We start from the raw sequence: 25,465 nt of genomic DNA, 5'->3' as shown, positions 1-25,465 counted from the left end.
AGCGGGGCGTTATCGCGGGTTTTTATGGCGGGTCTGGTTCGATCTTGACCTCCAGGCAGCGGGGCGCTGTTTTCCTGCCCTCGTGAGGCGGACGGCGTGCGGCGCCAGGCCGGTATTTTAACCGTGCGCTTAACAGGCCGCTGACGTCCCTTTGCCGATCCCCTCAAGCGCGCTATTCCAGGCCGCTCGCGGACTCGTCCGCCCGGCACGCCGCCGCCGTGCCTCAGCCCGCGCGCGCCGCCGCCTCGATCTGCACGCGCCGGCTCATGCGGTGAAAACGCCACGTCATGAGCGCCGCCACGCTCGCGAGCCCCGCCGCGAGCCCCCACCAGAGCCCGAGCGCGCCGAGCCCGAAATGGAACGCGAGCGCATAGCCGATCGGAAAGCCGATGCCCCAGTAGCCGAGCGTCGCGGCCAGCATCGGAATGCGGGTGTCCTTCAGGCCGCGCAGGCAGCCCGAGCCCACGGTCTGCATGCCGTCGACGATCTGGAAGATGGCCGCCACGCCGAGCAGCGACGTCGCGAGCGCGATGGTCGGGGCATTGGCCGGATCGTCGAGGTGCAGGTAGAGCCCGACGATCCAGTGCGGCGCGAGCACCATCACGAGCGCCGACATCGACATGAAGCCCACGCCCAGCGCCAGCGCGACGAAGCCCGCATGGCGCGCCGCGCGCGGCACGCCGGCGCCGATCCAGTAGCCCACGCGCACGTTGGCCGCCTGGCCGATCGAGAGCGGCACCATGAACATCACCGAGGCCACGTTCAGCGCGATCTGGTGCGCGGCGAGCGGCGTCGCGCCGAGCAGGCCCATGAGGAGGCCGGTCGCGAGAAAGAGCGTCGCTTCCACGGCGTAGGTGATCGCGACGGGCCAGCCGATCGCGAACAGTTCGCCCATCAGCGGCGCGGTGGGCCGGCGCGCGACCACGAAGTGCTGATGCGAGGGCCGCAGATGCAGGAGCGCCATCAGCGCGAGCGTGGTGAGCCAGACGGTGATGGCGGTGGCCGCCGCCGAGCCGAGAAAGCCAAGGCGCGGCAGGCCCCACGCGCCGTGAATCAGCCCGTAGTTCAGGAAGCCGTTGAAGAACACGCTGAGGATCGAAATCCACAGCAGGCGTTTGGCCGCGCCGATGGCGGGCAGGAACGAGCGCATCAGGCCCACGCCGATCAGGCTCGCGGGCGCGCCCCAGCGCAGCACGGCCGCGTACTCGCCCACCTGATGCGCGAGCACGGGCGGCTCGCCGAGCGCGAGCAGGAGCGGCCCCGCGAACGACAGCAGCGCGAACGCGGGCACGGCCAGCAGCAGCGAGAGCGCGAAGCCGGTCCAGTAGATGTGCGGGACGCGGTGCAGATCGTCGGCGCCGCGCGCCTGCGCGACGCTCACGCTCACTGATGTGAGCACGCCTTGCAGCACCGTCACCACCACGAAGAACAGGTTCGCGCCCAGGCCGCCCGCCGCGAGCGCGCCCGCACCGAGCGACCCGAGCAGCACGGTGTCGGTCACGCTCATGGCCATCTGCGAAAGCTGGGCGATGGCGAGCGGCGCCGCGAGGCGCGCGGTGTCGGCGGCGTGGCGCTTGAGCGAGGGCGGGGCGATGGCGCGGCTCGCCTGATCGGCGCGCGCGGGGGCAGTGGGTCGGGTCATGAAAAGCAAGCGCGGCGCGATAAATCGCGCCGCGCGTTCGGAAAGTGCGTTCGTTTCAAGGGTGAAAGCTCAGTGCGAGATTACCCTTCTTTCGGATAAAAAGCACCTGGATGGTGCATCCGCTTTCGAACGCATTTCACTTGGGCACGTGTCCCGTGCCTTGGGCCTGCGTCGGGCCGTTTGCTTTATTCGGCTTCGCGCACGGCAATACGCGTATCGCCGAGCAGCACGGACTGGCCCGCGCGGATCTTGCACGTCTTGCGCAGCTCGACCTCGCCATCCACCTTCACGGCGCCGGAGGCGACGATCTGCTTGGCCGAGCCGCCGCTGTCGGCGAGACCCGTGATCTTCAGGAGGTTGTGGAGTTCGACGTAGTCGCCGGTGAGCATGAAATCGAGATTGGGCATGGCGGAAACGGGAATCAGGAGCGCGCCGGCAGCGCGCGAAGGGTGAGCATCATAAGCGAAACCGGGTGTCCGGGCGGCCGTTACATCTCGGGGCCAGATGTCATGATTTCGTAAGAAGATGCAACGTTGAGTAACGTCGGGAGACCTCCCGGCGATCTTCAGACGAAAATGGTCTCACCCCGAAACGACTGCAAAGAGGATACGCCATGACTCATATTCGCAAGCTGCTCACCGGTACGGCTCTCGCCACCGCCGCCCTCTTCGCGCAAGGCGCCTTTGCGCAGGGCGCCTCTGCGCAAGGCGCGGCGCAGCCCGGCGCCGAGGCGCCCGCGGCCATGCCTTCGGCCGCACCGTCCATGGCGCCCGCCACCGCGCCGACGATGGCGCCGAGCCAGGCGCCGGCCGCTGCCGGCATCTCGCAGCCCGCGCCGCAGGACTTGAGCGCGACGCAGCCGACCGACCCGCTGGTGCAAAAGCGCAACGCCAACGCGGCCGCGAACGCCGAATATCGCAGCGCGAAGAAGTCGGCGAAAGCGGAGTACAACTCGACGAAGAAGCAGGCCAAGTCGCAGTACAAGTCGCAGGTGAAGGACGCGAAGATCAACCACAAGGCCGACCGTCAGGCCAATAACTCGGAAATGCTGGATCAGATGAACGGGCAGCCGGCGCAGCAGCCGAGTGGTGGGGCTCAGCAATAACCGAGCGGGAGCCTTCGATAGCCCGAACGCGTGCGGTGCGCGCATTCGGGCTTGGTGAGGCTTCTCCATCGGGCGCCTGCCCCGGCGCCGGCCTGTGCAGGACATGAAGCGGCGGCGTCCGGAAGCGGGCGTCGCCGCTTTGCTTTGGGCTGTCGGGTCGCGCGCGCGGGTTCCAGGACACAAGTTCGACGCTGAATAGCGCCAGATCGCCGCAAGATCGGCGCTTGCGGGCGCGAGGTGTATGGATATACAGTATGCGTCGCCGCGCCCGCCGATACGCGACGCGGCTCGATCCTTCACCGCTCACCGGATATTCCCCGCGCCCGTCGTGTCCACCGTCTCTGTTGCCGATTCCCCCCACACGAGCGACGTCGCACTGGAGGCGGCGCCGTATCTCGCGAAGCTCAACGACGCCCAGCGCGCCGCCGTCGAGCACGGCGGTCCGCAGACGTTCGCACCGGGCGCGGCGCTTCCGGCGCCGCTGCTCGTGATCGCCGGCGCGGGCTCGGGCAAGACCAACACGCTCGCGCACCGCGTCGCGCATCTGGTCGCCAACGGCGCCGATCCGCACCGCATCCTGCTGCTAACTTTCTCGCGCCGCGCGGCTCAGGAAATGACGCGGCGCGTCTCGCGGATCGCGGCGGGAGTATCGGGCGCGGCCGCTGCCCTTGCGCAGGGACTCACCTGGGCGGGCACCTTCCACGGCATCGGCGCGCGCCTGCTGCGCGAGTACGCGGAGCAGATCGGCCTTTCGCCCGCGTTCACGATCAACGACCGCGAGGATTCCGCCGATCTCATGAACCTCGTGCGCCACGAACTGGGGTTATCGGCGAAGGAAAAGCGCTTTCCCGCGAAGTCGACGTGCCTCGCGATCTACTCGCGCGTCGTCAACACGGGCGACACGCTCACGAACGTGCTCGCGCGCTCGTTCTCGTGGTGCCTCGAATGGGAGCCGCAACTGCGCGCGCTGTTCGCGGCCTATGTCGATGCAAAGCAAAAGCAGAACGTGCTCGACTACGACGATCTGCTGCTCTACTGGGCGCACATGGCCGCGGAGCCGGCCATTGCGGCCGATCTGGCGGAGCGCTTCGACCATATCCTCGTCGACGAATACCAGGACACCAACCGCCTGCAGGCGTCGATCCTGCTTGCGCTCAAGCCGGACGGGCGCGGCCTCACCGTAGTCGGCGACGACGCCCAGGCCATCTATTCGTTTCGCGGCGCGACGGTGCGCAACATCCTCGATTTCCCCGCGCAGTTCGATCCGCCCGCGCGCCAGGTCACGCTGGAGCGCAATTACCGCTCGACCGAGCCGATCCTCGCGGCCTCGAACGCCGTGATGGACGCCGCCGCCGAGCGCTTCACCAAGAACCTGTGGACCGACCGCGCGTCGCAGCAGCGTCCGCGCCTCGTCACGGTCGCCGACGAGGCTACGCAGGCGCGCTACGTCGTCGAGCAGATCCTGGAAGCGCGCGAGGGCGGCATGAAGCTCAAGCAGCAGGCGGTCCTTTTTCGCGCCGCGCACCATAGCGCGACGCTCGAAATCGAACTGGCGCGGCGCAACATCCCGTTCGTGAAGTTCGGCGGCCTGCGCTTCCTCGACGCCGCGCATGTGAAGGACGTGCTCGCGATGCTGCGCTGGGCCGAGAATCCGCTCGACCGCGTGGCCGGTTTCCGCGTGACGCAGTTGCTGCCCGGCGTCGGGCCCGCGACGGCGGCGCGCCTGCTCGATCAGGTCGCGGCCTGCACGGGCGCGTATCGCGCCGCCGAGGCGCTCGCCGCCTTCGCGCCGCCGCCGCGCGCGGCCGAGGACTGGCCTGCGTTCGCGGCGCTCGTCGATACGCTCGGCGCGCGCGCGACGCCCTGGCCCGCCGAGTTCGAGCGCGTGCGGCGCTGGTACGAGCCGCATCTCGAGCGCAACCACGAAGACGCCCAGGTGCGTCTCGCCGACTTGCTGCAAATGGAGAGCATCGCGAGCACCTACGCGTCGCGCGAGCGCTTCCTGACGGAGCTCACGCTCGACCCGCCCGACGCCACGAGCGCCGAGTCGGCCGATCCGCTGCTCGACGAGGATTATCTGATTCTCTCGACAATCCATTCGGCCAAGGGCCAGGAATGGCGCAACGTGTTCGTGCTTAATGGCGTGGACGGCTGCATTCCGTCCGATCTGGGCGCGGGCAGCGACGAGGAGCTCGAAGAGGAGCGGCGTCTGCTCTACGTGGCGATGACGCGCGCGAAAGAGGACTTGCACATAGTCGTGCCGCAGCGCTTCTACGTGCACAACCAGGCCGCGAGCGGCGACCGTCACGTGTGGGCGTCGCGCACGCGCTTCATCGCGGCGCCGATGCTGCCGCTCTTTGAGTCGCGCGCGTGGCCGCCCGCGCCGGTGGCGAGCCCGCCGAGCGCGGCGGGACTCGCCGCCGCGGCGCGCGCGAAGGTCGAGATCGGCGCGAAGCTGCGCAAGATGTGGGAGTAGGGCGGGGCTGCGCTGCGTTCAGCCGCGCACCTGGTTCTTCGGCGGCGGCACGAAGAAGTTGCGTAACCACGCGGCGAGCCGCGTGAACACGTCGTCGGGTTCCTCGACGAAAATTTCCGGCTTCAACAGACGCAGATACTCCATGATCTGCTGCGCTTCCTGCTTCTGGAACGTGCCGTGCGAGATGGCGAGGCGCAACAGGCCACGCAACTCGCCCAGACGCTCGCGCGCGAGGCTGCCGCTCGCCTGTTCGCAGCCGATCTTCGCTTCGTAGACGCGCTGTCGCACCGACTCGGCGAGCCGCCACGCCGGCGTCTGCATGGTCTCCTCGAGCGTCTGGATGTCCTGCACGCCCGACTTGATCTGCGCGGCGAGCGGGTCGATCAGCGCCTCGTCGGCGCGCGCCTCGCGCACGATCGCGGCGGCCCACTCGCGGCACTGCTTCGCGAGCTCGTCGGGCGTCCACTCGGGCCTCGACGCAAAGCCAAAGCCGAATTCGCCCGCCTGGTGCAGCAGGATCGACACGACCTCGGGAAACTCCTTGTCGAGCGTGCGTTTGGCCCATGCGTACTGCCCGCCCTGCAACAGCCGCTGCACGGCCTGCTCGGTGAGCGGCGTCATGTTGTCGAGCAGCTTCGCGCGCAGGAAGTCCTCGAACGATGGCGTGAGGAACTGCGGGTCGAGCTTCAGCGAGACGCGCAGGAACGCGTCGAAATCCTTGCGCAGCGACGCAAGCGTTTCATCCTTGAGATTGAGGGTGATGTGCCCCATTGTGGTTGCCCCGGTGTATTCCTGGCGGTGCCTGTCTGCCGCGCCAATGCAGGCCTCGACGGTTTATCGGCGCATGGGGGCGAAACTTGAGCCGGGACGCGCAGGCGCGCCAGGCTCGCCGCGAGCGCGGGGCCTGGCGGCAGTCGGGGATGTGGCCGCGGATGGCCGGGGCGCGGGCGAGCACGGGCAGTCCGCGCGTGACCTCAGGAAGTCTCAGCGCAGCACCACGCCCTGCCAGAGGAAGAACACGGCAAGCCCCACGGCGATGGTGAGGAGCGGCCGCTTCGTGACGGCGCTCACGGCGATGGCCGCGATCGCGCCGACGAGCTGCGGGTTGCGCCACGTGAGCTCGGCGTGCTGGCCGTGCGGCGAGACGGCCATCGGCACGATGATCGCGGTGAGCACCGTGACGGGCACGAAGCCGAGCGCGGTGCGCACGATCGGCGGGAACACGAGCCGCTCGCCCAGCACGAAGACGGCCGTGCGCACCGCTATCGTGATGAAGGCCATGCCGAGGATCAGGACCACGTAGTTCATGGACGGCCTCCTGCGGCGTGCGCGTCATGGCCGGCGAGGCACGCGGTGCTCGCTTCGCTCGTGTTCTTGCGGGCCGGGCCGGCGCCTTGGGCGGCGCGGGCGGTCTCGATGCCGAGATCGTCGGCCGTTGCGGCGCTCGCGCGCGGCTTGCGCGGCAGCGAGAGCGCGATACCGACGGCCACGCCCGCGAGCACGGCGCCGAGCAGCCCGAGCTTGTATGGCCAGGCCTGCCAGAAGAACGCGAGCGCGCCCGCCGTGGCGGCGGCGGCCAGGTAGCGCAGCGCGACGAGCTGCGGCACGACGATGGCGATGAACGTGGCCACCATCGCGAAGTCGAGCCCGAGCGACTGCAGGCCCGGGAAGGCCGCGCCGAACAGCAGACCCGCGGCGGTCCAGATCTGCCAGTTCACGTACATCGAGACGCCGGAGCCGAGGAAATGCCAAGGCGAAATATCGTCGGGATTGTCGGGGCCACGGGGCGGATGGCGGCGGAAATACGCCCAGGCGACGGCGAACACCTCGTCGGTGAGCAGGCCGCCGAGCACGAGGCGCCAGCGCATCGGCAGATGCGAGACGTAGGGCGCGAGCGTCGCGCTATAGAGCACGTGGCGCAGGTTCACGATGAGCGTGGTGGCCCAGATCACGGCGAAACTCGCGTGCGCGGCAATCAGCCCGAGTGCGATGAATTGCGCCGAGCCCGCGAACACGGCGAGCGACATCAACTGGCCATGCCAGAGCGAGAGCGGGCCCGAGGTCACGAGCGTGCCGAAAATGACGCCGAAGGGCGCGGCGCCGATCATCATGGGGATCGTATCGCGCGCGCCGGCGACGAATTCCTTGAAGCGGTGGGGATGGCGGGTCAATCGAGTCTCCTTTTACGGAGGCCAGCATAGCGGGGCGCGGCTGGGGTGGCTTGTACGTTCTTGCGGCGGCATGGGCTTGGGCGTCGTGCGTGGCGCGGGGCGCCGCGGATCGACTACCAACGGCAATTGGGCGCTAGCGCATACAAGTGCATTGACGCGTGCTTGAACTAGAGGAAGGCGTGCGGCGGCCGTGGCGCTTCAGCCGCGCGGCTAGTTCGCCTGCCAGCGGCCCGGCGGCACGCCGAACATGCGGCGAAAGTGCCGCGTGAAGTGGCTCTGATCGGTGAAGCCGCTCGCGGCGGCGACCTCGGCGACCGAGGCGCCCGCGCGCAGCGGTCCGAGCGCGCGTTGCAGCCGCAACTGGGTGCGCCACGCGTGCGGCGGCAGCCCGGTGGCTTGGGTGAACAGGCGCGTCGCGTGAAACGGCGAGAGGCCGACCGCTTGCGCGAGATCGGCCACGCGTAAGGGCGCGGTGAGATCGGCGGCCAGCAGCGCCTTCATGATTTCGACGCGCGGCTCGTGCGCCACCGAGCCGCGCGGCGCCTCGCGGGTGCGCGCGTGGCGGGTCAGGAGCGTCGAGAGCGCGTCGAGCAGCGCGCCTTCCACGGCAAGGAGATCGGGCTGCGGCGCGCCTGGCGCGTCGGTCTCGCGCCGGCGCTCGGCATCGGCCTCAAGCAGCCGGTGCGCGCGCGAGATACGGCACGCGAGATCGCGGTCGCGGATCACCTCGGTGTCGAACCACGGCAGCGGCTGCGCGCGGCCCGCGATTTCGCCCGCGAGCGTGTGCAGATAACCGACCGGCACGTACATGACCCGATAGCGCCAGCCTTCGTCCACGGCGCGCGAACCCGTATGGACCTCGCCGGGATTGATGACGGGCACGCTGCCCGCCTCGGCGACATGCCGCGCGCCGCGATAGCGGTAGCACTCCGCGCCGTCCTCGATCACGGGGATCGTGTAGGCGTCGTGCCAGTGCGGTGTGAATTCGTGATCGTGATATTCGGCCGTGAGCAGATCCGCGCCGGGCAAAAGCGGCGTGCGCCAGTAGCGGGCGAAATCGCGAAAACGGGAGAGGGTCATGGCAAGGGTCCGGCCTGGACCCTTAAGTTTAGCGCACGGGAATCGTGGTGCCTGCGGGCATCGGCACGGCGGTGACGCTGTTCTTCGCGCTGCCGCTCACCACGCGGTCGCTGTACGTGAGGTAGACGAGCGCGTTGCGTTTCGTGTCGACGAGGCGCACCACGTGCAGCGTCTTGAAGAGAAACGACATGCGCTCGTTGAAGACGTCGGCCTGCTGCTTGAGCGGGGCGGCGAAGCTGATCGGGCCGACCTGGCGGCAAGCGATCGACGCTTCGGAGGGATCTTCGGCGATGCCGAGCGTGCCTTTAACGCCGCCGGTGCGTGCTCGGGAAACGTAGCACGTGACGCCCTGGACGGCGGGATCGTCATAGGCCTCGACGACGACCTTGTCGGAGCCGGTCACGCGGAAGTTGGTGTTCACGCTGCCGATCTGCTCAGCATGGGCGGCGCCCAGCGCGAGCGCGCCGGCGCAGAAGGCGAGCGCCGGACGCAGTCGGGCGGCGAAGCGAGTCGATTTCATGCGGATTCCCGGATATGGCGAAGCGACATTATCGGGCAGGGCGGGGGGAGGCGATCGCCGGCAGCGCCCGGAAACAGCCGCTATAGATGTTGGGTAAGTCCATTGCATCGTGAAGAATGCGCAGGACGTCGATGGTTCGCGCATCCTCTGTGCCGACGCGAAACATAATGAAGTGGCGACCTTTGCGGCGATTGCGCGCGACGTGGAGCGTCATGATGCCGGCGACGATCTCGTCGCGTGTGCGCACGCCCGGCAACGCAGGACCGTTTGTCAGATCCTGTAGCGCAAGCGAAAGCGTGGTTGCATATGCGCGCCCCTGCGCGGGACCGAATTGCTCAATGGTCCAGCTCACGATATTGCTGAAGTCGTCCCTGGCCAGTTCGGTGAGGCGGACGGTCCAGGCCGTCTCATGCTGCATCACCGCGTGCGCTTCGTTGTACCCGCTGCCGTGAGGGTATTCTCGGTGAGGCTGTCGAGATAGTCACCCAGCGCTTGTGCAGAAGTGAAACTGTACAGGCGTCCCGCATCTGCATCGGAAATGCCGGCGCGCGCGGCATCGCGCAGCGCTTCGAGTCTCACCTGGGTTTCGGTTTCTTCGCGTTCGACGAGACGTAGTCCGGCGCGCAGGACTTCGCTCGCATTCTGGAAACGGCCCGAACTGACGAGCGAGTCGATCAGATGAGCCTGATGGTCCGTGAGGACGACGTTACGAGTAGGCATGGCGCAAACTCCATCAAAGATCCCTAGATTGGCAGATTATGCCATGTCATCGAGGGCATTGATGGAAAAGAGGGCTGCGCCCGCGCAAAGCACCAAAGAAAAAAGCCGTTGCGCGAGATACGCAACGGCTTCGATATTTTGGCTCCCCGACCTGGGCTCGAACCAGGGACCTACGGATTAACAGTCCGGCGCTCTACCGACTGAGCTATCGGGGAACAGCAGTACAGCTACAACTTTAACTTCATGAAAAAGCCCGTTTTGCGCTGTGATTAGCACCAACGGGCTTTTGCGAATCTTGGCTCCCCGACCTGGGCTCGAACCAGGGACCTACGGATTAACAGTCCGGCGCTCTACCGACTGAGCTATCGGGGATCAACAAAAGCAGAGAACGAGATTCTATGGGGTCTGGCGCAGTCTGTCAACACCCTGTCGCCATCTTCTTGGTCGACTTTGCCCGTCCCTGCCGAAAGCGGGCAGAGCGTCATTCGCGATGACGATGGCCCCCCGGAACGTCCGCTTACGCTTAGCGCGCGAGCAGCGCGAGCTTGTCCTTCACGTCCTTGAACTCGTCGGCTTCCGGCAGCGGCGCCTTGGTCTTGGTGATGCTCGGCCAGCCCTTGGCCAGCTCGGCATTGAGTTCGGTGAAATGCTGCTGGTCGCCAGGCACGTCTTCTTCAGCGTAAATGGCGTTCACCGGGCATTCTGCAACGCACACGGCGCAGTCGATGCACTCATCCGGGTCGATCGCGAGGAAGTTGGGACCTTCGCGAAAGCAGTCCACCGGGCACACATCGACGCAATCGGTATAGCGGCACTTGATGCAGCTTTCGGTCACAACGTGGGTCATTCAGGCAGCTCCTGCATGCTTTTGTATCGGGGGTGGGCGCGGCTTGGCCGTTCGCCAGAAACCAATATTGTAACTGATGCCGATTTTCCGCAGCCAGACGTCCGCAGCGGTTCTTAGATCGTTTCGTGATTAGTTTATGCGCCACGCCGGCTTCGCACGATCAATGTCCGCGCTTCGCGCGAGGTTTTGCGCCTTGCCCGCGTTTCCCCCTTGCGCGCGCATGGCGGTGCGGCGCTGGCGGCTTCGCGCGGACGCATTCGGGTAACATGCTCGCATCACTGGCGCTGGCCCATCATGATCATTACTTCGCTGCTCGATACCGATCTGTACAAATTCACAATGATGCAGGTGGTGCTGCATCATTTCCCCGCGGCCCATGTGGAATATCGTTTCCGCTGCCGCACGCCCGATATCGATCTCGTCCCCTACGTCGACGAAATCCGCAGCGAAATCCAGAAGCTATGCAGGCTGCGCTTCGCCGAGACCGAGCTCGACTACCTGCGCAAGATGCGCTTCATCAAGAGCGATTTCATCGATTTCCTCGCGCTCTTCCATCTGAACGAGAAATACATTTCGGTCACGCCCTCGCCCAAAGGCAACGGCGAAATCGACATCGAGATCAAGGGGCCGTGGCTGCATACGATCCTCTTCGAGATCCCGGTGCTCGCGATCGTCAACGAGGTCTATTTCCGCAACACGCAGCATCATCCGCAGTACGAAGAGGGCCGCGAGCGTCTGCGCCACAAGATCGAGCTGCTCGGCGCGAAGCCCGAATTCGCCGACTGCAAGATCGCCGACTACGGCACGCGCCGCCGCTTCTCGAAGCGCTGGCACGAAGAGGTGATCCTCACGCTCAAGGAAGATCTCGGCGAGCAGTTCACGGGCACGAGCAACGTCTATTACGCGATGAAGCACAACCTCACGCCGCTCGGCACCATGGCGCACGAGTATCTGCAGGCGTGCCAGGCGCTCGGCCCGCGCCTGCGCGATTCGCAGATCTACGGCTTCGAGATGTGGGCGAAGGAGTATCGCGGCGACCTCGGCATCGCGCTTTCGGATGTCTACGGCATGCAGGCCTTCCTGCGCGACTTCGACATGTACTTCTGCAAGCTCTTCGACGGTGCGCGCCACGACTCGGGCGACCCGTTCGAGTGGGGCGAGCGCCTGCTCAAGCACTACGAGGACAACCGCTGCGATACGCGCACGAAGACCATGATCTTCTCGGACGCGCTCGACATTCCCAAGGTGCTGCGGCTGTACGAGCGCTTCAAGGACCGCTGCCGCCTCGCGTTCGGCGTGGGCACCAATCTCACCAACGACCTTGGCTATCAGCCGCTGCAGATCGTCATCAAGATGGTTCGCTGCAATGGCCAGCCCGTCGCCAAGCTCTCCGATTCGCCGGGCAAGAACATGTGCGACGACAAGGCTTATCTGGCCTATCTGCGTCAGGTGTTCGGCATCGAGCAGCCCACGGAAGAAGAGAGCGCGGGCAAGTAGCAGGCCAATAAGCACTGGTCCTCGGGCATTCATTCGCCCACGCGCTGCGCCAAATGAAAAGCGACGCCCCGGTATAATCGGCGCGTCGCTTTTCTTCATCTGTCGAGGACGCGTATGGACTCCAAGGTCGACACCACGGCCGCCCGCCGCAGCATACTCGCGCGCATCCGCGCGGCGCAGGGCCGCGACGCGACGCCTGCCGCGCACGAGCGCGAAGCCGTCGCCGACTATCTCGCGCGTCATCCACAAGGGCCGCGTCCGCCGCTCGAAGGTGATCTCGTCGCGCGCTTCGTGGCCGAGGCGAAGAAAATGGCCTCCACCGTCGACGAAGTCGCGCAGCTCGCCGACGTGCCCGCCGCCGCCGCGCGCTATCTCGCGTCGCTCGGCTTGCTCACGCAGGCGGTGGCCTGGCAAACGCTCGAATCGTTCGACTGGGCCGGCGCGGGCTTGAGCGTCGAGTTTCGCAAGCCCGAAGACCGCGATCTCGTCGGCCTCACCGGATGCTTTTGCGCGACCGCCGAAACGGGCACGCTGGTCCTGCTTTCGAGTCCGCAGACGTGGGCGTCGGGGGCGTTGCTGCCCGAGACGCACATCGCCGTCGTGCCGGCGTCGCGCATCGTGGCCGGCCACGAGGACGCCTTCGCGCTCATGCGCGCCGAACGTGGCGAGCTGCCGCGTGCGGTCAATTTCGTTTCGGGGCCGTCGCGCACCGGCGATATCGAACAGACCATCATCCTCGGCGCGCACGGGCCGTATCGCGTGCACGTCATCGTCGTGCAAGGCGCATGAGGGTTGACGCAGTCGAGCGCGCCGTGCGCACCGATGGCGCGCGGCACGTGAAGGGCCTCGCCGCGCGATTCACGCGCTTTTTTGCGTTCCCCGCCGCGAGCGATGCGCATGCCGCTCGCCCTGGATACTTCAAGCGCTTCGCACTCCTCGCGGCCATCGCGTTCGCCACACCCGCGGCGCAGGCGGCCAGCGTGGACGGCGCGACGCTCTCGGCCACATGGGGCCTCCCGTTCGCGTGCATGCTGCTGTCGATCGCGCTCTTCCCGATGTTCGCGGCCACGTTCTGGCATCGCCACTTCGGCAAGATCTCGGCGGCTTGGGCGCTCGCGTTCCTGCTGCCGTTCGCGGCCACGCACGGATGGTCGGCCACGTATCCGCTCTTTCTGCACGCGCTCGTCGACGAGTATGTGCCGTTCATCGTCCTGCTCGGCGCGCTCTATACGATCTCGGGCGGCATCTGCGTCTATGGCAACCTGCGCGGCTCGCCGCGCACCAATACGGCGATTCTCGCGCTCGGCACCGTGCTCGCGAGCGTGATGGGCACGACCGGCGCCGCGATGCTGCTGATCCGCCCGCTCCTGCGCGCCAACGACAACCGGCGCCACAACGTCCACGTCGTGGTGTTCTTCATCTTTCTCGCCGCCAACGCGGGCGGCTCGCTCACGCCGCTCGGCGATCCGCCGCTCTTCCTCGGCTTTCTCAACGGCGTGGGTTTCTTCTGGACTACACAGCATCTCGCGCTGCCGATGCTGTTCGTCTGCGGCGTGCTGCTCGCTGCGTTCCATGGGCTCGATTCGTGGTACTTCCATCGCTCGGGCGAGGCGCGCGCGGCATTTCTCGATCCGACGCCCGATACGCCGCGGCTCCATCTCGGCGGCAAGTTCAACTTCGTGCTGCTGGCGCTCGCGATCGCGCTCGTGCTGATGAGCGGCGTCTGGAAGCCCGATATCGGCATCGCGTTGCCAGGTACGCGCATCGAGCTGCAGAACCTCGTGCGCGACGTGGGGCTGATCGCACTGGCCGTCGTGTCGCTCGTTTTCGCGTCGCGCGAGGCGCGTGCCGACAATGACTTCGACTGGGCGCCCATCGCCGAGGTGGCCAAGCTTTTCGCGGGCATCTTCGTGACGATCACGCCCGTGATCGCGATGCTGCGCGCGGGCGAGGCGGGCGCGTTCGCGCAGCTGATCCAGTTCGTGAACGACGCGCCGGGACGCCCCAACGACGTGCTGTATTTCTGGGCGACGGGCCTGCTCTCGTCGTTCCTCGACAACGCGCCCACCTACCTCGTGTTCTTCAATCTCGCGGGCGGCGACGCGCCATCGCTCATGACGGGGGGCGCGAGAACGCTCGCGGCGATCTCGGCCGGCGCCGTCTGGATGGGCGCGATGACCTATATCGGCAACGCGCCGAACTTCATGGTGAAGGCGATCGCGCAGCAGCGCGGCGTGCGCATGCCGGGCTTCTTCGGCTATCTTGGCTGGTCCTGCGCGGTGCCGCTGCCGGTGTTCGCGGTGGCGACCTGGCTCTTTTTCATCTAGCGGGTCGTCTAGCCGCCTTTCGTGGGCTCGATTGATGGCTCAAGCCGCGGCCGGATTCACCTTGGCCATCCGGCAGGCTTCCGTTGGCGCCCCTTCGCGCGGGACAATGGCGGACAACTGGGCACAACCGCGCACAACCGCGCACAACCGCAACCCGCGGACCCATTGAAAGCGGATCAACCTCTGAAGTGTGGAGAGCAACGATGCAAAAGATTCTCGTGGCACGCCCGATCTTTCCGGACGTGATCGATCGTCTCAAGCAGTATTTCGACGTCGACTGGAACAACGGCGAGACGCTATCGGCCGACGCCCTCAAGGCGCGGCTCGCCGACAAGGACGGCGCGCTGACCATGGGCGAGCCGATCGACGCGGCGGTGCTGGCTGCGGCGCCGCGCCTGCGCGTGGTCTCGAACATGGCCGTGGGCTACAACAACTTCGACATGGCGGCCTTCAACGCGGCGAACGTGCTGGGCACCAACACCCCCGACGTGCTCAACGAAACCACGGCCGACTTTGGCTGGGCGCTGATGATGGCGGCCGCGCGACGCGTGACCGAGTCGGAGCACTATCTGCGCGCGGGCAAGTGGCAGAAGTGGTCGTTCGACATGTTCCTCGGCGCCGATATTCATGGCGCGACGCTCGGCGTGATCGGCATGGGCCGCATCGGCCAGGCCCTCGCGCGGCGCGCGCGCGGCTTCAATATGCGCGTGATCTATCACAACCGCTCGCGCGTCGCGCCCGAGATCGAGCGCGAGCTGAACGCCGAATACCGCTCGAAGGAGGCGCTGCTCAAGGAGGCCGATCACGTCGTGCTCGTGCTGCCGTACGTGCCGGCGAACCACCACACGATCGGCGCGGCCGAGCTCGCGCTGATGAAGCCCACGGCCACGCTCACGAATATCGCGCGCGGCGGCATCGTCGACGACGCGGCGCTTGCCGAGGCGTTGCGCACGCGCCAGATCGCGGCAGCGGGCCTCGACGTGTTCGAAGGTGAACCGAGCGTGCATCCGGCGCTGCTCAAAGTGGATAACGTGGTGCTCACACCGCACATCGCGAGCGCAAGCGAGGGCACGCGCCGCGCGATGGCGAATCTCGCCGCCGACAACCTGATCGCCGCGCTGGGCGAGGGCCCGCGCGCGGGCCAGCCGCCCAACCCGATCAACCCGGCCGTGATGGGGAAAGCGCGTTCATGAGCGCTCAGCTGTTGATGGCGGTGGCGACGCTCGTGCTCGCGCTCGCGCTGCTGGGCGCGATCGTCGCGTTGATGCGCGCGCGCCGCGGCCCGCACGACGAGCACGCCGATGCCACGCTCGACGCGCTCGACCAGTTGAGCGACCGCATCGCGGGCTCGGCGGACACCCAGGCGCGCGCGGCCGAGCGCATCGAGCGCGAGCTGCGCAACGAGATCGCGCGCACCGCGCAGGCTTCGCGCAGCGAGTTCGGCGGCAGCTTCGCGCAGGTGCAGCAGGCGCTCGCGGGGCATTTGACGAGCATCGCGACCGTGCAGAAGGGCCAGCTCGACAGCTTCGCGCAGCAGCTCGCGAAGCTCACCGAGAGCAACGCGCAGCAGCTCGACGCCGTGCGCCAGAGCCAGCAGTTGCAGGCGCAACAGGCACGCGACGAACAAGGCCAGGCGCTGCGCCACTTCGGCAACGTGCTCGTCCAGCAGCTCGCGCAGTTGACCGAGGCGAACGACCGCCGCTTCGCCGAAGTGCGCGCGACGCTCGAACAGCGTTTGAAGGACATCGAAGCGAACAACGCGGCGAAGCTCGAAGAAATGCGCCGCACCGTCGACGAGAAGCTGCACGCGACGCTCGAGCAGCGTCTGGGCGAATCGTTCAAGCTCGTCTCGGACCGGCTCGAGCAGGTGCATCGCGGGCTGGGCGAGATGCAGACGCTCGCAGCCGGCGTCGGCGACCTGAAGAAGGTGCTCACGAACGTGAAGACGCGCGGCACGTGGGGCGAAGTGCAGCTCGAAACGCTGCTCGAACAGATGCTCACGCCTGACCAGTTCGCGAAGAACGTGGCGACGGTGCCGGGCAGCAGCGAGCGCGTGGAGTTTGCGATCCGGCTGCCGGGGCGCGGCGTGCAAGGCAGCGCGGCGGGCGAAAACGCGCCGGTCTGGTTGCCCGTCGACGCCAAGTTTCCGCGCGAGGACTATGAGCGGCTCATCGATGCGCAGGAGCGCGCCGACGCCGCCGGCATCGAGGAAGCCGGGCGTGCGCTCGAAGCCCGGGTGCGCGCCGAGGCCCGCACCATCGCCGAAAAATACGTCGCGCCGCCGCATACGACCGACTTCGCGCTGCTGTTCCTGCCGACCGAAGGGCTGTACGCCGAGATCCTGCGCCGGCCCGGCCTCACCGATGTGCTGCAGCGCGATTACCGCGTGAGCGTCGCGGGCCCGACCACGCTCACGGCGCTGCTCAACAGTCTGCAGATGGGCTTTCGCACGCTCGCCATCGAGAAGCGCTCGAGCGAGGTCTGGCAGGTGCTGGGCGCGGTGAAGACGGAGTTCGGCAAGTTCGGCGAGGTACTGGCGCGCACCAAATCGCAACTGGAAACGGTGACGCGCTCGATCGAAGCCGCCGAAGTGCGCACGCGCGCGATGAACCGCAAGCTGCGCGACGTCGAGGCCTTGCCCGGCGAGGCGGCGTCGAATCTGCTCGGCGACGTGCTGCGCAATGGAGAGAACGGCGACGAGTGACGCGGCTTGCGCGTACCGCAGGGAACCGGAGATCGGGGCGCACAAAAACGACGGGCCGTCCGCGGATCGCTGCGGACGGCCCGTTTGTCATGCTGCCGGGGATTTAGCTCGCGACCGGCTCGGCCGGTGCCGCAAGCTGGTCGAGCGCATCGCCCGTCACGCGCACCACGCGCCAGTCGGGCAGCACGGTCGCGCCCATCTTCTCGTAGAAGCGGATGGCCGGCTCGTTCCAGTCGAGCACGGTCCATTCGAAACGGGCGCACTGGCGTTCGACGGCGATGGCCGCGAGCGTGCGCAGCATCGCCGTGCCGAGACCCGTGCCGCGCTGCGACGGCTGCACGTAGAGGTCTTCGAGATAGAGCCCGCGCCGCCCGAGGAAGGTCGAGTAGTTATGGAAGAACAGCGCGTAGCCGACGATGCGGCCCGCGTCCTCGGCCACGAGCGCTTCGGCTGCCGGGCGCGCGCCGAAGAGTGCGTCGGCGAGTCCTTCGGGCGTGCCGGTGAACAGGTGCGTGAGCTTTTCGAACTCGGCGAGCTCGTACATCAGCGCGTGCATGGCGCCGACGTCGGCGGGCGTGGCCGCGCGGATCGTGGCGGCCATCACGCTTCCTCCGGCACGTCGGAGAGATGGATCTCGATGCCGCCGAAGCGCGCCGCGACCCAGTTATACAGATGGCAGGCGATCCACAGCAGCACGAAGCCGACGATCGCATTGAGGATCAGCGCGCTGAACACGGTGCCGAGCTCGAAGGTGCCGTAGCGGAAAAACGCGACCACGGCGACGAGCAGCACGACCGGCACGCTGAAGGTCAGGTACACGAGGATGAGCGCCTTCGCGGTCTGCCCCGCGGCGATGAACGAGATCTGTTTTTTCATGTGAGTCGGTCCGTAGGTCGAGGGGACGTCGCTAATAGACGTGGAATCGGGTTGAACGATGCGCTGGCGGGTGTGGGTCATGGGCGGCGCGCTAGACGAGGCCGTCGAAGAGCATGATGTCGACGGCGTCGCCGGGGTCGAGGTCGCCGCTCTCGTGGGCGAGCACGATGAAGCAGTTTGCCTCGCTCATCGTGCTGAGCGCGCCAGAGCTTTGCGAGCCCGTGGGCGCGACGTGCCACTGACCCTGCGCATCGCGTTCGGCAATGCCGCGCTGGAATTCGGTGCGGCCCGGACGCTTCCTGAGCGGCGCGTCGCAGCGCGCCGGGATCAGCGGCACCGGCTGCGGCGTCGCGCCCGACATCGCGATCAGGGCGGGCCGCACGATCTGGTAGAACGCGACCATCGTGGCGACGGGATTGCCGGGCAATCCGAACAGCAGCGCCGCGCGCCCGGCGCCCGGGTGGCCGCCCGACCAGATGCGGCCGAACGCGAGCGGGCGCCCCGGGCGCATCGCGAGGCCCCAGAACGACACGTCGCCGAGCGCCTGCAACTGGGTGCGCGTGAAGTCGGCTTCGCCGACTGAGACGCCGCCAGAGGTCAGCACGACGTCGGCGCTTTCGGCGGCCGACTTGAGCGTGGCCGCGAGCGACTCGGGGTCGTCGCGCACCACGCCGAGGTCGATCGGCTCGACGTTCAGGCGCTGGAGCATCGCGCCGAGCGTGTAGCGGTTGCTGTCGTAGATGCAGCCGGCGTCGAGCGGCTCGCCGGGCGAGCGCAGCTCGTCGCCGGTCGAGAAGAACGCCACGCGCAGGCGCCGCTTCACCGCCACGTCGACGAGGCCGAGCGAGGCCATCAAGCCGATGTCGCTCGCGCGCAGCACGCGGCCCGCGCGCAGCGCCGCGTTGCCGCGCGCGAGATCTTCGCCCTTGCGGCGGCGGTTCGCGCCGGGCGTAACGGCGTCGGCGCGGAAGGTGATGGATTCGGGGGGCGTTTCGCCAACCGGCTCCGCGGCGGATCCTTCGCCCGCAGCATTCCCGCCGCGCTCCACGCGCTCCTGCGGCACGACGGTGTCGCAGCCGGCGGGCATCGGCGCGCCTGTCATGATGCGCACGCAGGCGCCCGGTGCGATGGCGCCCGTGTACGGATGGCCGGCGAACGCCTTGCCGGCCACGTTCAGCGTGAGCGTCGCGCGTTCCGGCGTGCGGGCGGCGGCGGCGTCGGTGGCATCGGCCAGCAGCGCCGCGCCGTCGAATGCGTAGCCGTCCATGGCCGAGTTGTCGTGCGCGGGCACGTCGATCGGCGAGATCACGTCTGCCGCGAGCACGCGCGCAAGCGCCTCGCGCAACGGCACGCGCTCGCTCTGCGCGAGCGGCGTCACCCACTGGAGCACGATGGCCTGGGCGGCATTGACGGGCAAGGCTTGAGGATCGAACTGGCTGAGGCTTCCTGCGCTACCGGAAATACTGTTAAGCGTGGTCATGGAGTGGAGAAGCGTCGCATCCGCACGATGGGTGCGTCGATCGTCCAGGGGGACGTGCACCAGGCCGGTGGCGGGCGGCGGCGGTCAGGCCGGTCGCGCTCGTCAGGCACGGTCGAGGTCGGCGAGTTCCTGTAAGGAATTGACATTGTAAAACGCACGCTCGTCGGCAAAGGCCACTTCGGCCGCCGTGTGGCGCGCGTACCACGCACGCACCTTGCGCTCGCCCGCGTCCAGAAATGCGGCGAGATCGTCGGCGAGCGAGGTGTGGACGAGCGCGAAGACGGGGTGCAGGCTGACTTCGCCGGCCGCGTTCGCCGTCGACGCCGTGGCGACGAGCGTGCCTTGCGCGCGCGCCGCTTCGGCCAGCCGCGCGCCGAGGTCGGCGGGCAGCCACGGCGAGTCGCACGGCGCGCTCAGCAGCCATTCGGTGCGGGCGGCGCGCAGGCCGGCAAGCAGCCCCGCGAGCGGGCCGGGGTAGTGGGGCAGCGTATCGGCGATCACGGCGGTCTGCCACGGCGCGCCGAGTTCGGCGTAGATCTCGCGATTGCGGTTCGCGCTGATCGCGAGCGCGCCCACCTGCGGCGCGAGGCGCGCCAGCACGTGGGCGGCGAGCGGCTTGCCCTGCAGGCGCTGCAGACCTTTGTCGACGCCGCCCATGCGCTGGCCGCGGCCGCCCGCGAGCACGAGGCCGGTAAGTGCGACGATGGGAATGGCGGGGATGGCAGGGGCAGGCGAGATCGGGGGCATGGGCATCGGGCGATATTTGCGAACGAATCGCGCCAATCAGCCGCCGATATAGGACATTTCGATGCGACGCTCTTCGCCGGCGGCTGGAGCGGCCTCGCTGCCGCGCAATTGCGAATAGCGGTCGGCGCGCTGTTCCCAGATCTGCGCGATGGCGGCCGAGATGGCCGCGTCGCTGGCTTCGCCGCGCAGCATCGCGCGCAGGTCGTAGCCCATCGAGGCGAACAGGCACAGATACAGCTTGCCTTCGGTCGAGAGGCGCGCGCGCGTGCAATCGCCGCAGAACGCGCGCGTGACGCTCGAGATCACGCCGATTTCGCCGGCGCCGTCCGCGTAGCCCCAGCGTTGCGCCGTTTCGGCGGCGCTGTGCGCTTCGAGCGGCACGAGCGGGAAGTGCTCGGCGATGCGCGCGACCACGTCGGCCGAGGGCAGCACTTCGGCCATGTTCCAGCCGTTCGAGGTGCCCACGTCCATGTATTCGATGAAGCGCAGGATCACGCCCGAGCCGCGGAAGTGGCGCGCGAGCGGCACGATCTCGCCGTCGTTGGTGCCGCGCTTGACGACCATGTTGACCTTGAGCGGCGTGAGCCCCACTTCTTGGGCGACCGCAATGCCGTCGAGCACGTCGGCGACCGCGAAGTCGGCGTCGTTCATGCGGCGAAAGAGGGCGTCGTCGAGCGCGTCGAGGCTCACCGTGACGCGCGTGAGGCCCGCGTCGCGCAGTGCGCGCGCCTTGCGCGCGAGCAGCGAGCCGTTGGTCGTGAGCGTGAGATCGAGCGGCTGGCCTTCGGGCGTGCGCAGTGTCGCAAGACGCTCGATCAGGAACTCGATGTTCTTGCGCAGCAGCGGCTCACCGCCGGTCAGGCGAATCTTGGTGACGCCGTGCGCGACGAAAAGCCGCGCGAGGCGTTCGATTTCTTCGAGCGAAAGCAGCGCGGAATGCGGCAGGAACGGGTAGTCCTTGTCGAAAACCGCGCGCGGCATGCAGTAGACGCAGCGGAAGTTGCAGCGGTCCGTGACCGAGATGCGCAGGTCGTGCAGCGGCCGCGCGAGCGCGTCGAACAGCTCGCCGGACGGCGCGCGCACGGCCTCCGCTACCGGGCTGGGCGGCAGCGAGCGGGCATCGGCAACAGGGATGATGCGTCGGGACATGGCTTCTTCGTTCTCTCGATAGTTCGATTCTAGCCGAACCTCATCTTGCGCACCGACAAGGGTGAACGCTGATATATCAAAAAAAAGCCCGCCGGGAGGGGCGGGCTTCGTGTTGCGATGCGGCGTTTGCCGCCGCTACCGGAAGTCGCTCTGGAAGCCGACTTCCGGCGCGGCTGGCGCCGCGGTGCGGTCAGGGCTGGCGGGTCGTTTCCACCTGCTGCATCGGCGCGCTGTCGGCCGGCGGCAGCGGCTTGCGCTCGCGCGGCACGCGCGCGGGCTTCACCACTTGCGCAGCGGCGTCCTGGGCGGCGCGCAGCTTGACGGCGTCGGTGTTGACCCACTCAAGGCCAGCCGATTCCAGCATCGGACGCAGCGTGTCCGCCGTGGCGGCAACGCCTGCTTGCGTGTGACGCTGGGTCGCGGCCTCGGCCACCGGTGCTGCGGTTTCGACTTGTGCCACGACGGCTTCGGCACGCGTTTCGACCGGCTCGGGTTGAGCAACGGCGGACGGCTCTGCAGCCGGTACGTGCGGTGCTTCGACGCGGTCTTCGCGGACCACGGGCGTCTCGGCGGCAGCGGGCTCCACTGCGGCTGCGGCCGGCGCTGCAGCTTCGGCTGCCGGTGCCGTAGCCGGGTGGGCCGGTTCGGCTTCGGCCGGCGTGGCGGCAGCGACCGGTTCGACAGCGGGCGTGACAGGCGCGGCAGCAGGCGCAACGGGCTCGGCAGCAGCCGTGGTCTCGACCGGCGTGGCCGTAACGGCAGCCGGCGTTTCGACGGCCGGCGCCTCGGCCACTTGCGTGGGCTGCGCGGTTTGCTCCGCTTGCGCAGCTTCGGCAGCGGCGGCAACCGGCAGGGCGGTCACGACCACGGCCTCGGCGACGGAAGCGTGAACGACGGCTTCCTGCACAGGCGCTTCGGCTTGAGCTTCGACGCGCTCCGCAGCGTGCTCGACTGCGGGTTGCTCGCCGGCAGTCGCCGCAACGTCGGTTTCATCGGAGCCTTCGTCGGCGCCGGCAGCGCCTTCGAGGCCTTGCGTGCCTTCCGCATCGCGCTCGCGACGACCGCCACGGCGGCCGCGGCGGCGGCGGCGGCGCTCTTCGCCTTGTTGCGTTGCGCCGTCATCCTCGGCACCGGCGTGGGTCACGCCGTCGGTGAGGGCGGCCTGGGCGGCTTCGGCGGTCTCGACTTCAGTGCTGGCGGCGTCGAGGCGGGCTTCCTGGGCCTCGGCGGCTTCGGATGGCTGCTGACGGCGGCGTTCGCCACGCTCGCCACGTTCAGCGCGTTCACCACGCTCACGGCGCTCGCCACGTTCCTGGCGCTCGCCGCGCGGAGCGGCTTCCGCTGCCTCGCTGCGGTCCTGACCACGCTCGACGCGCTCGATGCGCTGCTCGCGTTCGGCGCGGACTTCGCGGCTTTCGCGTGCCTCACGCGGTTCGCGTTGCTCGCGCGGTTCACGCGGTTCACGGGATGCGCGGCCTTCACGGCTATCGCGACCCTCGCGGCTTTCACGTCCCTCGCGTCCTTCGCGCGGTTCACGCTCTTCGCGGCGTCCCGAGGGCTGGCCGGTGCGCGCGCCGCCTGCGGTTTCGCCACGGCCGGCCGCGTCGCGGCCGCCGCTGCGGCGGTTGCGATTGCGATCGGCGGAACCTGCGCCAGCCTTGTCGCCGCGCTCGGTGCGAGCCTCGCGTGCCGGACGGGCGGCCTTTTCCTGTTGCTCGACCGGCGCCGGCGCGGGCGCCGCTGCCGGCGCGCCGCCAAAGAGGCGCTTGATGAAGGCGAAGAAACCGCCGCCGCTTGCGGGCGCGGCGGCAACCGGCGCGCCCACGGCGACGGGCTCAACCGGCTTGACCGCTGCGGACGGGGCCGGACGCTCGGGCGTGATGCCCTTGACCGCGGCTTCCTGCTTCGGCTTGGCTTCGGCGGTGCGCTTGCTGTAGCCGGTCTCCGACTCCAGCTCGCGCGCGGCCTCCTCGGCCATCTTCCACGAGGCGCGCGGGTCGTCGAGGCGCGCATCGTCGTGACGCAGGCGCTCGAGCTTGTAGTGCGGCGTTTCGAGGTGCTTGTTCGGGATCAGGACGACGCCCACCTTGAAGCGCGACTCGATCTTGTTGATCTCCGAGCGCTTTTCGTTGAGCAGGAAGGCGGTCACTTCGACCGGCACCTGGCAATGGATTGCCGCGGTGTTTTCCTTCATCGCCTCTTCCTGGATGATGCGCAGGACCTGAAGCGCCGACGATTCCGTATCGCGGATATGGCCCGTGCCGTTACAGCGCGGGCAGGTGACGTGGCTGCCTTCCGAGAGGGCCGGGCGCAGACGCTGGCGCGAGAGCTCCATGAGGCCGAAGCGCGAGATCTTGCCCATCTGCACGCGCGCGCGGTCGTGGCGCAGTGCGTCCTTCAGGCGCTGCTCGACTTCGCGCTGGCTCTTGGCCGACTCCATGTCGATGAAGTCGATCACGATCAGGCCGCCCAGGTCGCGCAGACGCAACTGGCGCGCCACTTCGTCGGCGGCTTCGAGGTTGGTGCGCGCGGCGGTTTCCTCGATGTCGGCGCCCTTGGTCGCGCGCGCCGAGTTCACGTCGATGGCGACCAGTGCTTCCGTGTGGTCGATCACGATCGCGCCGCCCGAGGGCAGCGGGACGGTACGCGAATAGGCCGTCTCGATCTGGTGCTCGATCTGGAAGCGCGAGAACAGCGGCACGTCGTCGTGATACCGCTTCACCTTGTTGACATTGTCCGGCATCACGATATCCATGAAGGCGCGCGCCTGGTCATAGATCTCGGTGGTGTCGATGAGGATTTCGCCGATATCGGGCTGGAAGTAGTCGCGGATCGCGCGAATGACGAGGCTCGACTCCAGGTAGATCAGCATGGGCTGACCGGACTGGCCGGCCTGCGACGCGGCTTCGATGGCGCGCCACAGTTGCAGCAGGTAGTTCAGGTCCCACTGGAGCTCTTCGGCCGAACGGCCGATGCCGGCCGTGCGCGCGATGATGCTCATGCCGTCCGGCAGTTGCAGCTGCGCCATGGTTTCGCGCAGTTCCTGACGGTCGTCGCCCTCGATGCGGCGCGAGACGCCGCCGCCGCGCGGGTTGTTCGGCATGAGGACGAGGTAGCGGCCGGCCAGCGAGATGAAGGTGGTGAGCGCCGCACCCTTGTTGCCGCGCTCTTCCTTCTCGACCTGGACGATCAGTTCCTGGCCTTCCTTGAGGGCGTCCTGAATGCGCGCGCCGCGCATGTCGATGCCTTCGCGGAAATACTGGCGGGCGACTTCCTTGAACGGCAGGAAGCCGTGGCGGTCTTCGCCGTAGTTGACGAAACACGCTTCGAGCGACGGCTCGATGCGGGTAATGACGCCCTTGTAGATATTGCCTTTGCGCTGCTCGCGCCCGGCGGTTTCGATGTCGATGTCGATCAGCTTCTGTCCATCGACAATGGCGACGCGCAGCTCTTCCTGCTGCGTCGCGTTAAACAGCATTCGTTTCATTGAACGGCTCCAGTGCGGCTTCGCGTGCGGCCCGGGTCCTTCAGGGCGCCCGGCGCTTCGCCGGGCGGCACAAGGACGGGCAGCGGCAAGCCGCGCCTTATTGTGTTTTCACAAGCACGCTGGAGCAGGAAAGATGGCGGGGAGAATTGCCTTTGGGGCGGCCGGTCCGGCGTTGCGTTGCCAGGGACGGGCCGCGTGGGCACATACGAAATACGTCTTCAAAAAGCGGCCAGACATGCTGCGGAGGCACGGGTTTCCTGCGCTTCCGATCCGCCCGTCGCCGCTCTCTGCCGGTTTTGCCGGCTGTTCGTGCGTTGGCGGCAAACTGCGCCACGCACGGCCACGACGGGACATGAGCCGCAGCCGCGAACTGCGCGCGCTGCTGGCTGGATCTGCTTTGCGGCTTCGAGCATCGAACAAGTATCGAGCAAGGGCCGCGCACGGGAAGCTTTCAGGAACGCCCGTCTTCCCCCTCGGGGTGTCTCGCCACTTTTGACGTCGCCATGTCCCGCACCTTGCCGGGACGCTTCGGGCGCTCGCCGTATTTTCGCCACCGGCACGTCTGGCTGCAGTCGCTCGAAAACGCAACGACCGCGCGGCATGACGCGCCGGATGAATTCTTTATACCAACCTTCCG

The 25,465-nt window shown here is 67.8% G+C and carries 23 protein-coding genes and 2 tRNA genes; 7 read left to right on the top strand and 18 right to left on the bottom strand.

What is annotated here, in order from left to right; genetic code table 11:
* Positions 1-223: 223 nt before the first annotated feature.
* The gene (locus tag U5775_RS02790) at positions 224-1,642 is read right to left on the bottom strand and encodes an MATE family efflux transporter (protein ID WP_322056597.1); all 1,419 of its coding nucleotides are present in this window, start codon (positions 1,640-1,642) and stop codon (positions 224-226) included.
* Positions 1,643-1,827: 185 nt separating this feature from the next.
* Positions 1,828-2,049, bottom strand: coding sequence for an RNA-binding S4 domain-containing protein (locus U5775_RS02785; RefSeq protein ID WP_134748077.1), 222 nt, complete (start codon positions 2,047-2,049; stop codon positions 1,828-1,830).
* A 206-nt stretch (positions 2,050-2,255) separates the two neighbouring features.
* Between U5775_RS02785 and U5775_RS02780 the strand changes: the two genes are divergently transcribed.
* On the top strand, positions 2,256-2,747 hold the full coding sequence (locus tag U5775_RS02780) for a hypothetical protein (protein ID WP_322056596.1): 492 nt from the start codon (positions 2,256-2,258) through the stop codon (positions 2,745-2,747).
* Positions 2,748-2,988: 241 nt separating this feature from the next.
* Positions 2,989-5,223 carry an ATP-dependent helicase gene (locus U5775_RS02775; RefSeq protein WP_415913500.1) on the top strand — a complete coding sequence of 745 codons (2,235 nt, stop codon included), beginning with the start codon at positions 2,989-2,991 and terminating at the stop codon, positions 5,221-5,223.
* A gap of 18 nt (positions 5,224-5,241) precedes the next feature.
* Here the strand turns inward: U5775_RS02775 and U5775_RS02770 are convergent, their stop codons facing one another.
* The 10 genes from U5775_RS02770 to fdxA all read right to left on the bottom strand — a co-directional run bounded on the left by U5775_RS02770 (position 5,242) and on the right by fdxA (position 10,561).
* Positions 5,242-5,994 carry a DUF4088 family protein gene (locus U5775_RS02770; protein ID WP_322056594.1) on the bottom strand — a complete coding sequence of 251 codons (753 nt, stop codon included), beginning with the start codon at positions 5,992-5,994 and terminating at the stop codon, positions 5,242-5,244.
* Between the two features lie 213 nt (positions 5,995-6,207).
* The gene (locus U5775_RS02765) at positions 6,208-6,531 is read right to left on the bottom strand and encodes an AzlD domain-containing protein (RefSeq protein ID WP_322056593.1); all 324 of its coding nucleotides are present in this window, start codon (positions 6,529-6,531) and stop codon (positions 6,208-6,210) included.
* Positions 6,528-7,334, bottom strand: coding sequence for an AzlC family ABC transporter permease (locus tag U5775_RS02760; RefSeq protein ID WP_322056874.1), 807 nt, complete (start codon positions 7,332-7,334; stop codon positions 6,528-6,530). Before U5775_RS02760 ends, U5775_RS02765 begins: the two co-directional genes overlap by 4 nt.
* 270 nt (positions 7,335-7,604) lie before the next feature.
* The gene (locus U5775_RS02755; RefSeq protein WP_322056592.1) at positions 7,605-8,474 is read right to left on the bottom strand and encodes an AraC family transcriptional regulator; all 870 of its coding nucleotides are present in this window, start codon (positions 8,472-8,474) and stop codon (positions 7,605-7,607) included.
* A 28-nt stretch (positions 8,475-8,502) separates the two neighbouring features.
* Positions 8,503-8,994, bottom strand: coding sequence for a CreA family protein (locus tag U5775_RS02750; protein WP_322056591.1), 492 nt, complete (start codon positions 8,992-8,994; stop codon positions 8,503-8,505).
* A 28-nt stretch (positions 8,995-9,022) separates the two neighbouring features.
* Entirely contained in the window at positions 9,023-9,412 is a 390-nt protein-coding gene (locus tag U5775_RS02745; protein WP_322056873.1) for a type II toxin-antitoxin system RelE/ParE family toxin, read from the bottom strand.
* The gene (locus U5775_RS02740; RefSeq protein ID WP_322056590.1) at positions 9,412-9,714 is read right to left on the bottom strand and encodes a type II toxin-antitoxin system ParD family antitoxin; all 303 of its coding nucleotides are present in this window, start codon (positions 9,712-9,714) and stop codon (positions 9,412-9,414) included. Before U5775_RS02740 ends, U5775_RS02745 begins: the two co-directional genes overlap by 1 nt.
* A 139-nt stretch (positions 9,715-9,853) precedes the next feature.
* A tRNA-Asn gene (locus U5775_RS02735) sits at positions 9,854-9,929 on the bottom strand.
* Between the two features lie 81 nt (positions 9,930-10,010).
* Positions 10,011-10,086, bottom strand: a tRNA-Asn gene (locus U5775_RS02730).
* A gap of 151 nt (positions 10,087-10,237) precedes the next feature.
* Positions 10,238-10,561 (bottom strand): ferredoxin FdxA, encoded by a 324-nt coding sequence (gene fdxA / locus U5775_RS02725; RefSeq protein WP_035522616.1) that lies wholly within the window; start codon positions 10,559-10,561, stop codon positions 10,238-10,240.
* 294 nt (positions 10,562-10,855) lie between these two features.
* Between fdxA and pncB the strand changes: the two genes are divergently transcribed.
* From pncB to U5775_RS02700, 5 genes are all read left to right on the top strand, one after another.
* On the top strand, positions 10,856-12,058 hold the full coding sequence (pncB, locus tag U5775_RS02720) for a nicotinate phosphoribosyltransferase (RefSeq protein WP_322056589.1): 1,203 nt from the start codon (positions 10,856-10,858) through the stop codon (positions 12,056-12,058).
* A 114-nt stretch (positions 12,059-12,172) separates the two neighbouring features.
* Complete coding sequence (locus tag U5775_RS02715; RefSeq protein ID WP_322056588.1) at positions 12,173-12,847, top strand: lactate utilization protein C; 675 nt, start codon at positions 12,173-12,175, stop codon at positions 12,845-12,847.
* Positions 12,844-14,385 carry a sodium:proton antiporter gene (locus tag U5775_RS02710; protein ID WP_322056587.1) on the top strand — a complete coding sequence of 514 codons (1,542 nt, stop codon included), beginning with the start codon at positions 12,844-12,846 and terminating at the stop codon, positions 14,383-14,385. Before U5775_RS02715 ends, U5775_RS02710 begins: the two co-directional genes overlap by 4 nt.
* A gap of 203 nt (positions 14,386-14,588) precedes the next feature.
* The gene (locus tag U5775_RS02705; RefSeq protein WP_322056586.1) at positions 14,589-15,578 is read left to right on the top strand and encodes a D-glycerate dehydrogenase; all 990 of its coding nucleotides are present in this window, start codon (positions 14,589-14,591) and stop codon (positions 15,576-15,578) included.
* Positions 15,575-17,089: a DNA recombination protein RmuC gene (locus U5775_RS02700; protein ID WP_322056585.1), complete on the top strand. Its 1,515-nt coding sequence runs from the start codon at positions 15,575-15,577 to the stop codon at positions 17,087-17,089. Before U5775_RS02705 ends, U5775_RS02700 begins: the two co-directional genes overlap by 4 nt.
* Before the next feature lie 103 nt (positions 17,090-17,192).
* Here U5775_RS02700 and U5775_RS02695 read toward each other — a convergent pair whose 3' ends face one another.
* The 6 genes from U5775_RS02695 to U5775_RS02670 all read right to left on the bottom strand — a co-directional run bounded on the left by U5775_RS02695 (position 17,193) and on the right by U5775_RS02670 (position 24,828).
* Complete coding sequence (locus U5775_RS02695; protein WP_322056584.1) at positions 17,193-17,690, bottom strand: GNAT family N-acetyltransferase; 498 nt, start codon at positions 17,688-17,690, stop codon at positions 17,193-17,195.
* Complete coding sequence (locus U5775_RS02690; protein WP_035522630.1) at positions 17,690-17,965, bottom strand: hypothetical protein; 276 nt, start codon at positions 17,963-17,965, stop codon at positions 17,690-17,692. Before U5775_RS02690 ends, U5775_RS02695 begins: the two co-directional genes overlap by 1 nt.
* Positions 17,966-18,056: 91 nt before the next feature.
* Entirely contained in the window at positions 18,057-19,445 is a 1,389-nt protein-coding gene (glp, locus tag U5775_RS02685) for a gephyrin-like molybdotransferase Glp (protein ID WP_322056583.1), read from the bottom strand.
* Between the two features lie 102 nt (positions 19,446-19,547).
* Positions 19,548-20,192: a molybdenum cofactor guanylyltransferase MobA gene (gene mobA / locus U5775_RS02680; RefSeq protein ID WP_322056582.1), complete on the bottom strand. Its 645-nt coding sequence runs from the start codon at positions 20,190-20,192 to the stop codon at positions 19,548-19,550.
* A gap of 36 nt (positions 20,193-20,228) precedes the next feature.
* A complete protein-coding gene (gene moaA / locus U5775_RS02675; RefSeq protein ID WP_322056581.1) occupies positions 20,229-21,341 on the bottom strand; it encodes a GTP 3',8-cyclase MoaA in 1,113 nt (370 codons plus the stop codon).
* A 190-nt stretch (positions 21,342-21,531) separates the two neighbouring features.
* Positions 21,532-24,828, bottom strand: coding sequence for an Rne/Rng family ribonuclease (locus U5775_RS02670; RefSeq protein ID WP_322056580.1), 3,297 nt, complete (start codon positions 24,826-24,828; stop codon positions 21,532-21,534).
* Between the last annotated feature and the right edge of the window lie 637 nt (positions 24,829-25,465).

The sequence above is a fragment of the Paraburkholderia sp. J63 genome (assembly GCF_905220245.1).
Classification (GTDB): domain Bacteria; phylum Pseudomonadota; class Gammaproteobacteria; order Burkholderiales; family Burkholderiaceae; genus Paraburkholderia.
Note: the sequence above shows the minus strand (reverse complement) of the source record. Positions and strands in the feature narration are given on the sequence as shown.

Excerpts from the sequence above, each read along its gene's own strand:
- U5775_RS02740 (WP_322056590.1), bottom strand. The coding sequence starts at position 9,714 with ATGCCTACTCGTAACGTCGTCCTCACGGACCATCAGGCTCATCTGATC.
- moaA (WP_322056581.1), bottom strand. The coding sequence starts at position 21,341 with ATGTCCCGACGCATCATCCCTGTTGCCGATGCCCGCTCGCTGCCGCCC.
- U5775_RS02790 (WP_322056597.1), bottom strand. The coding sequence starts at position 1,642 with ATGACCCGACCCACTGCCCCCGCGCGCGCCGATCAGGCGAGCCGCGCC.
- U5775_RS02775 (WP_415913500.1), top strand. The coding sequence starts at position 2,989 with ATGGATATACAGTATGCGTCGCCGCGCCCGCCGATACGCGACGCGGCT.
- U5775_RS02700 (WP_322056585.1), top strand. The coding sequence starts at position 15,575 with ATGAGCGCTCAGCTGTTGATGGCGGTGGCGACGCTCGTGCTCGCGCTC.
- U5775_RS02750 (WP_322056591.1), bottom strand. The coding sequence starts at position 8,994 with ATGAAATCGACTCGCTTCGCCGCCCGACTGCGTCCGGCGCTCGCCTTC.
- pncB (WP_322056589.1), top strand. The coding sequence starts at position 10,856 with ATGATCATTACTTCGCTGCTCGATACCGATCTGTACAAATTCACAATG.
- U5775_RS02715 (WP_322056588.1), top strand. The coding sequence starts at position 12,173 with ATGGACTCCAAGGTCGACACCACGGCCGCCCGCCGCAGCATACTCGCG.
- U5775_RS02745 (WP_322056873.1), bottom strand. The coding sequence starts at position 9,412 with ATGCAGCATGAGACGGCCTGGACCGTCCGCCTCACCGAACTGGCCAGG.
- U5775_RS02710 (WP_322056587.1), top strand. The coding sequence starts at position 12,844 with ATGAGGGTTGACGCAGTCGAGCGCGCCGTGCGCACCGATGGCGCGCGG.
- U5775_RS02770 (WP_322056594.1), bottom strand. The coding sequence starts at position 5,994 with ATGGGGCACATCACCCTCAATCTCAAGGATGAAACGCTTGCGTCGCTG.
- U5775_RS02695 (WP_322056584.1), bottom strand. The coding sequence starts at position 17,690 with ATGGCCGCCACGATCCGCGCGGCCACGCCCGCCGACGTCGGCGCCATG.
- U5775_RS02705 (WP_322056586.1), top strand. The coding sequence starts at position 14,589 with ATGCAAAAGATTCTCGTGGCACGCCCGATCTTTCCGGACGTGATCGAT.
- fdxA (WP_035522616.1), bottom strand. The coding sequence starts at position 10,561 with ATGACCCACGTTGTGACCGAAAGCTGCATCAAGTGCCGCTATACCGAT.
- U5775_RS02690 (WP_035522630.1), bottom strand. The coding sequence starts at position 17,965 with ATGAAAAAACAGATCTCGTTCATCGCCGCGGGGCAGACCGCGAAGGCG.
- U5775_RS02780 (WP_322056596.1), top strand. The coding sequence starts at position 2,256 with ATGACTCATATTCGCAAGCTGCTCACCGGTACGGCTCTCGCCACCGCC.
- glp (WP_322056583.1), bottom strand. The coding sequence starts at position 19,445 with ATGACCACGCTTAACAGTATTTCCGGTAGCGCAGGAAGCCTCAGCCAG.
- U5775_RS02785 (WP_134748077.1), bottom strand. The coding sequence starts at position 2,049 with ATGCCCAATCTCGATTTCATGCTCACCGGCGACTACGTCGAACTCCAC.
- U5775_RS02765 (WP_322056593.1), bottom strand. The coding sequence starts at position 6,531 with ATGAACTACGTGGTCCTGATCCTCGGCATGGCCTTCATCACGATAGCG.
- mobA (WP_322056582.1), bottom strand. The coding sequence starts at position 20,192 with ATGCCCCCGATCTCGCCTGCCCCTGCCATCCCCGCCATTCCCATCGTC.
- U5775_RS02670 (WP_322056580.1), bottom strand. The coding sequence starts at position 24,828 with ATGAAACGAATGCTGTTTAACGCGACGCAGCAGGAAGAGCTGCGCGTC.
- U5775_RS02760 (WP_322056874.1), bottom strand. The coding sequence starts at position 7,334 with ATGATGATCGGCGCCGCGCCCTTCGGCGTCATTTTCGGCACGCTCGTG.
- U5775_RS02755 (WP_322056592.1), bottom strand. The coding sequence starts at position 8,474 with ATGACCCTCTCCCGTTTTCGCGATTTCGCCCGCTACTGGCGCACGCCG.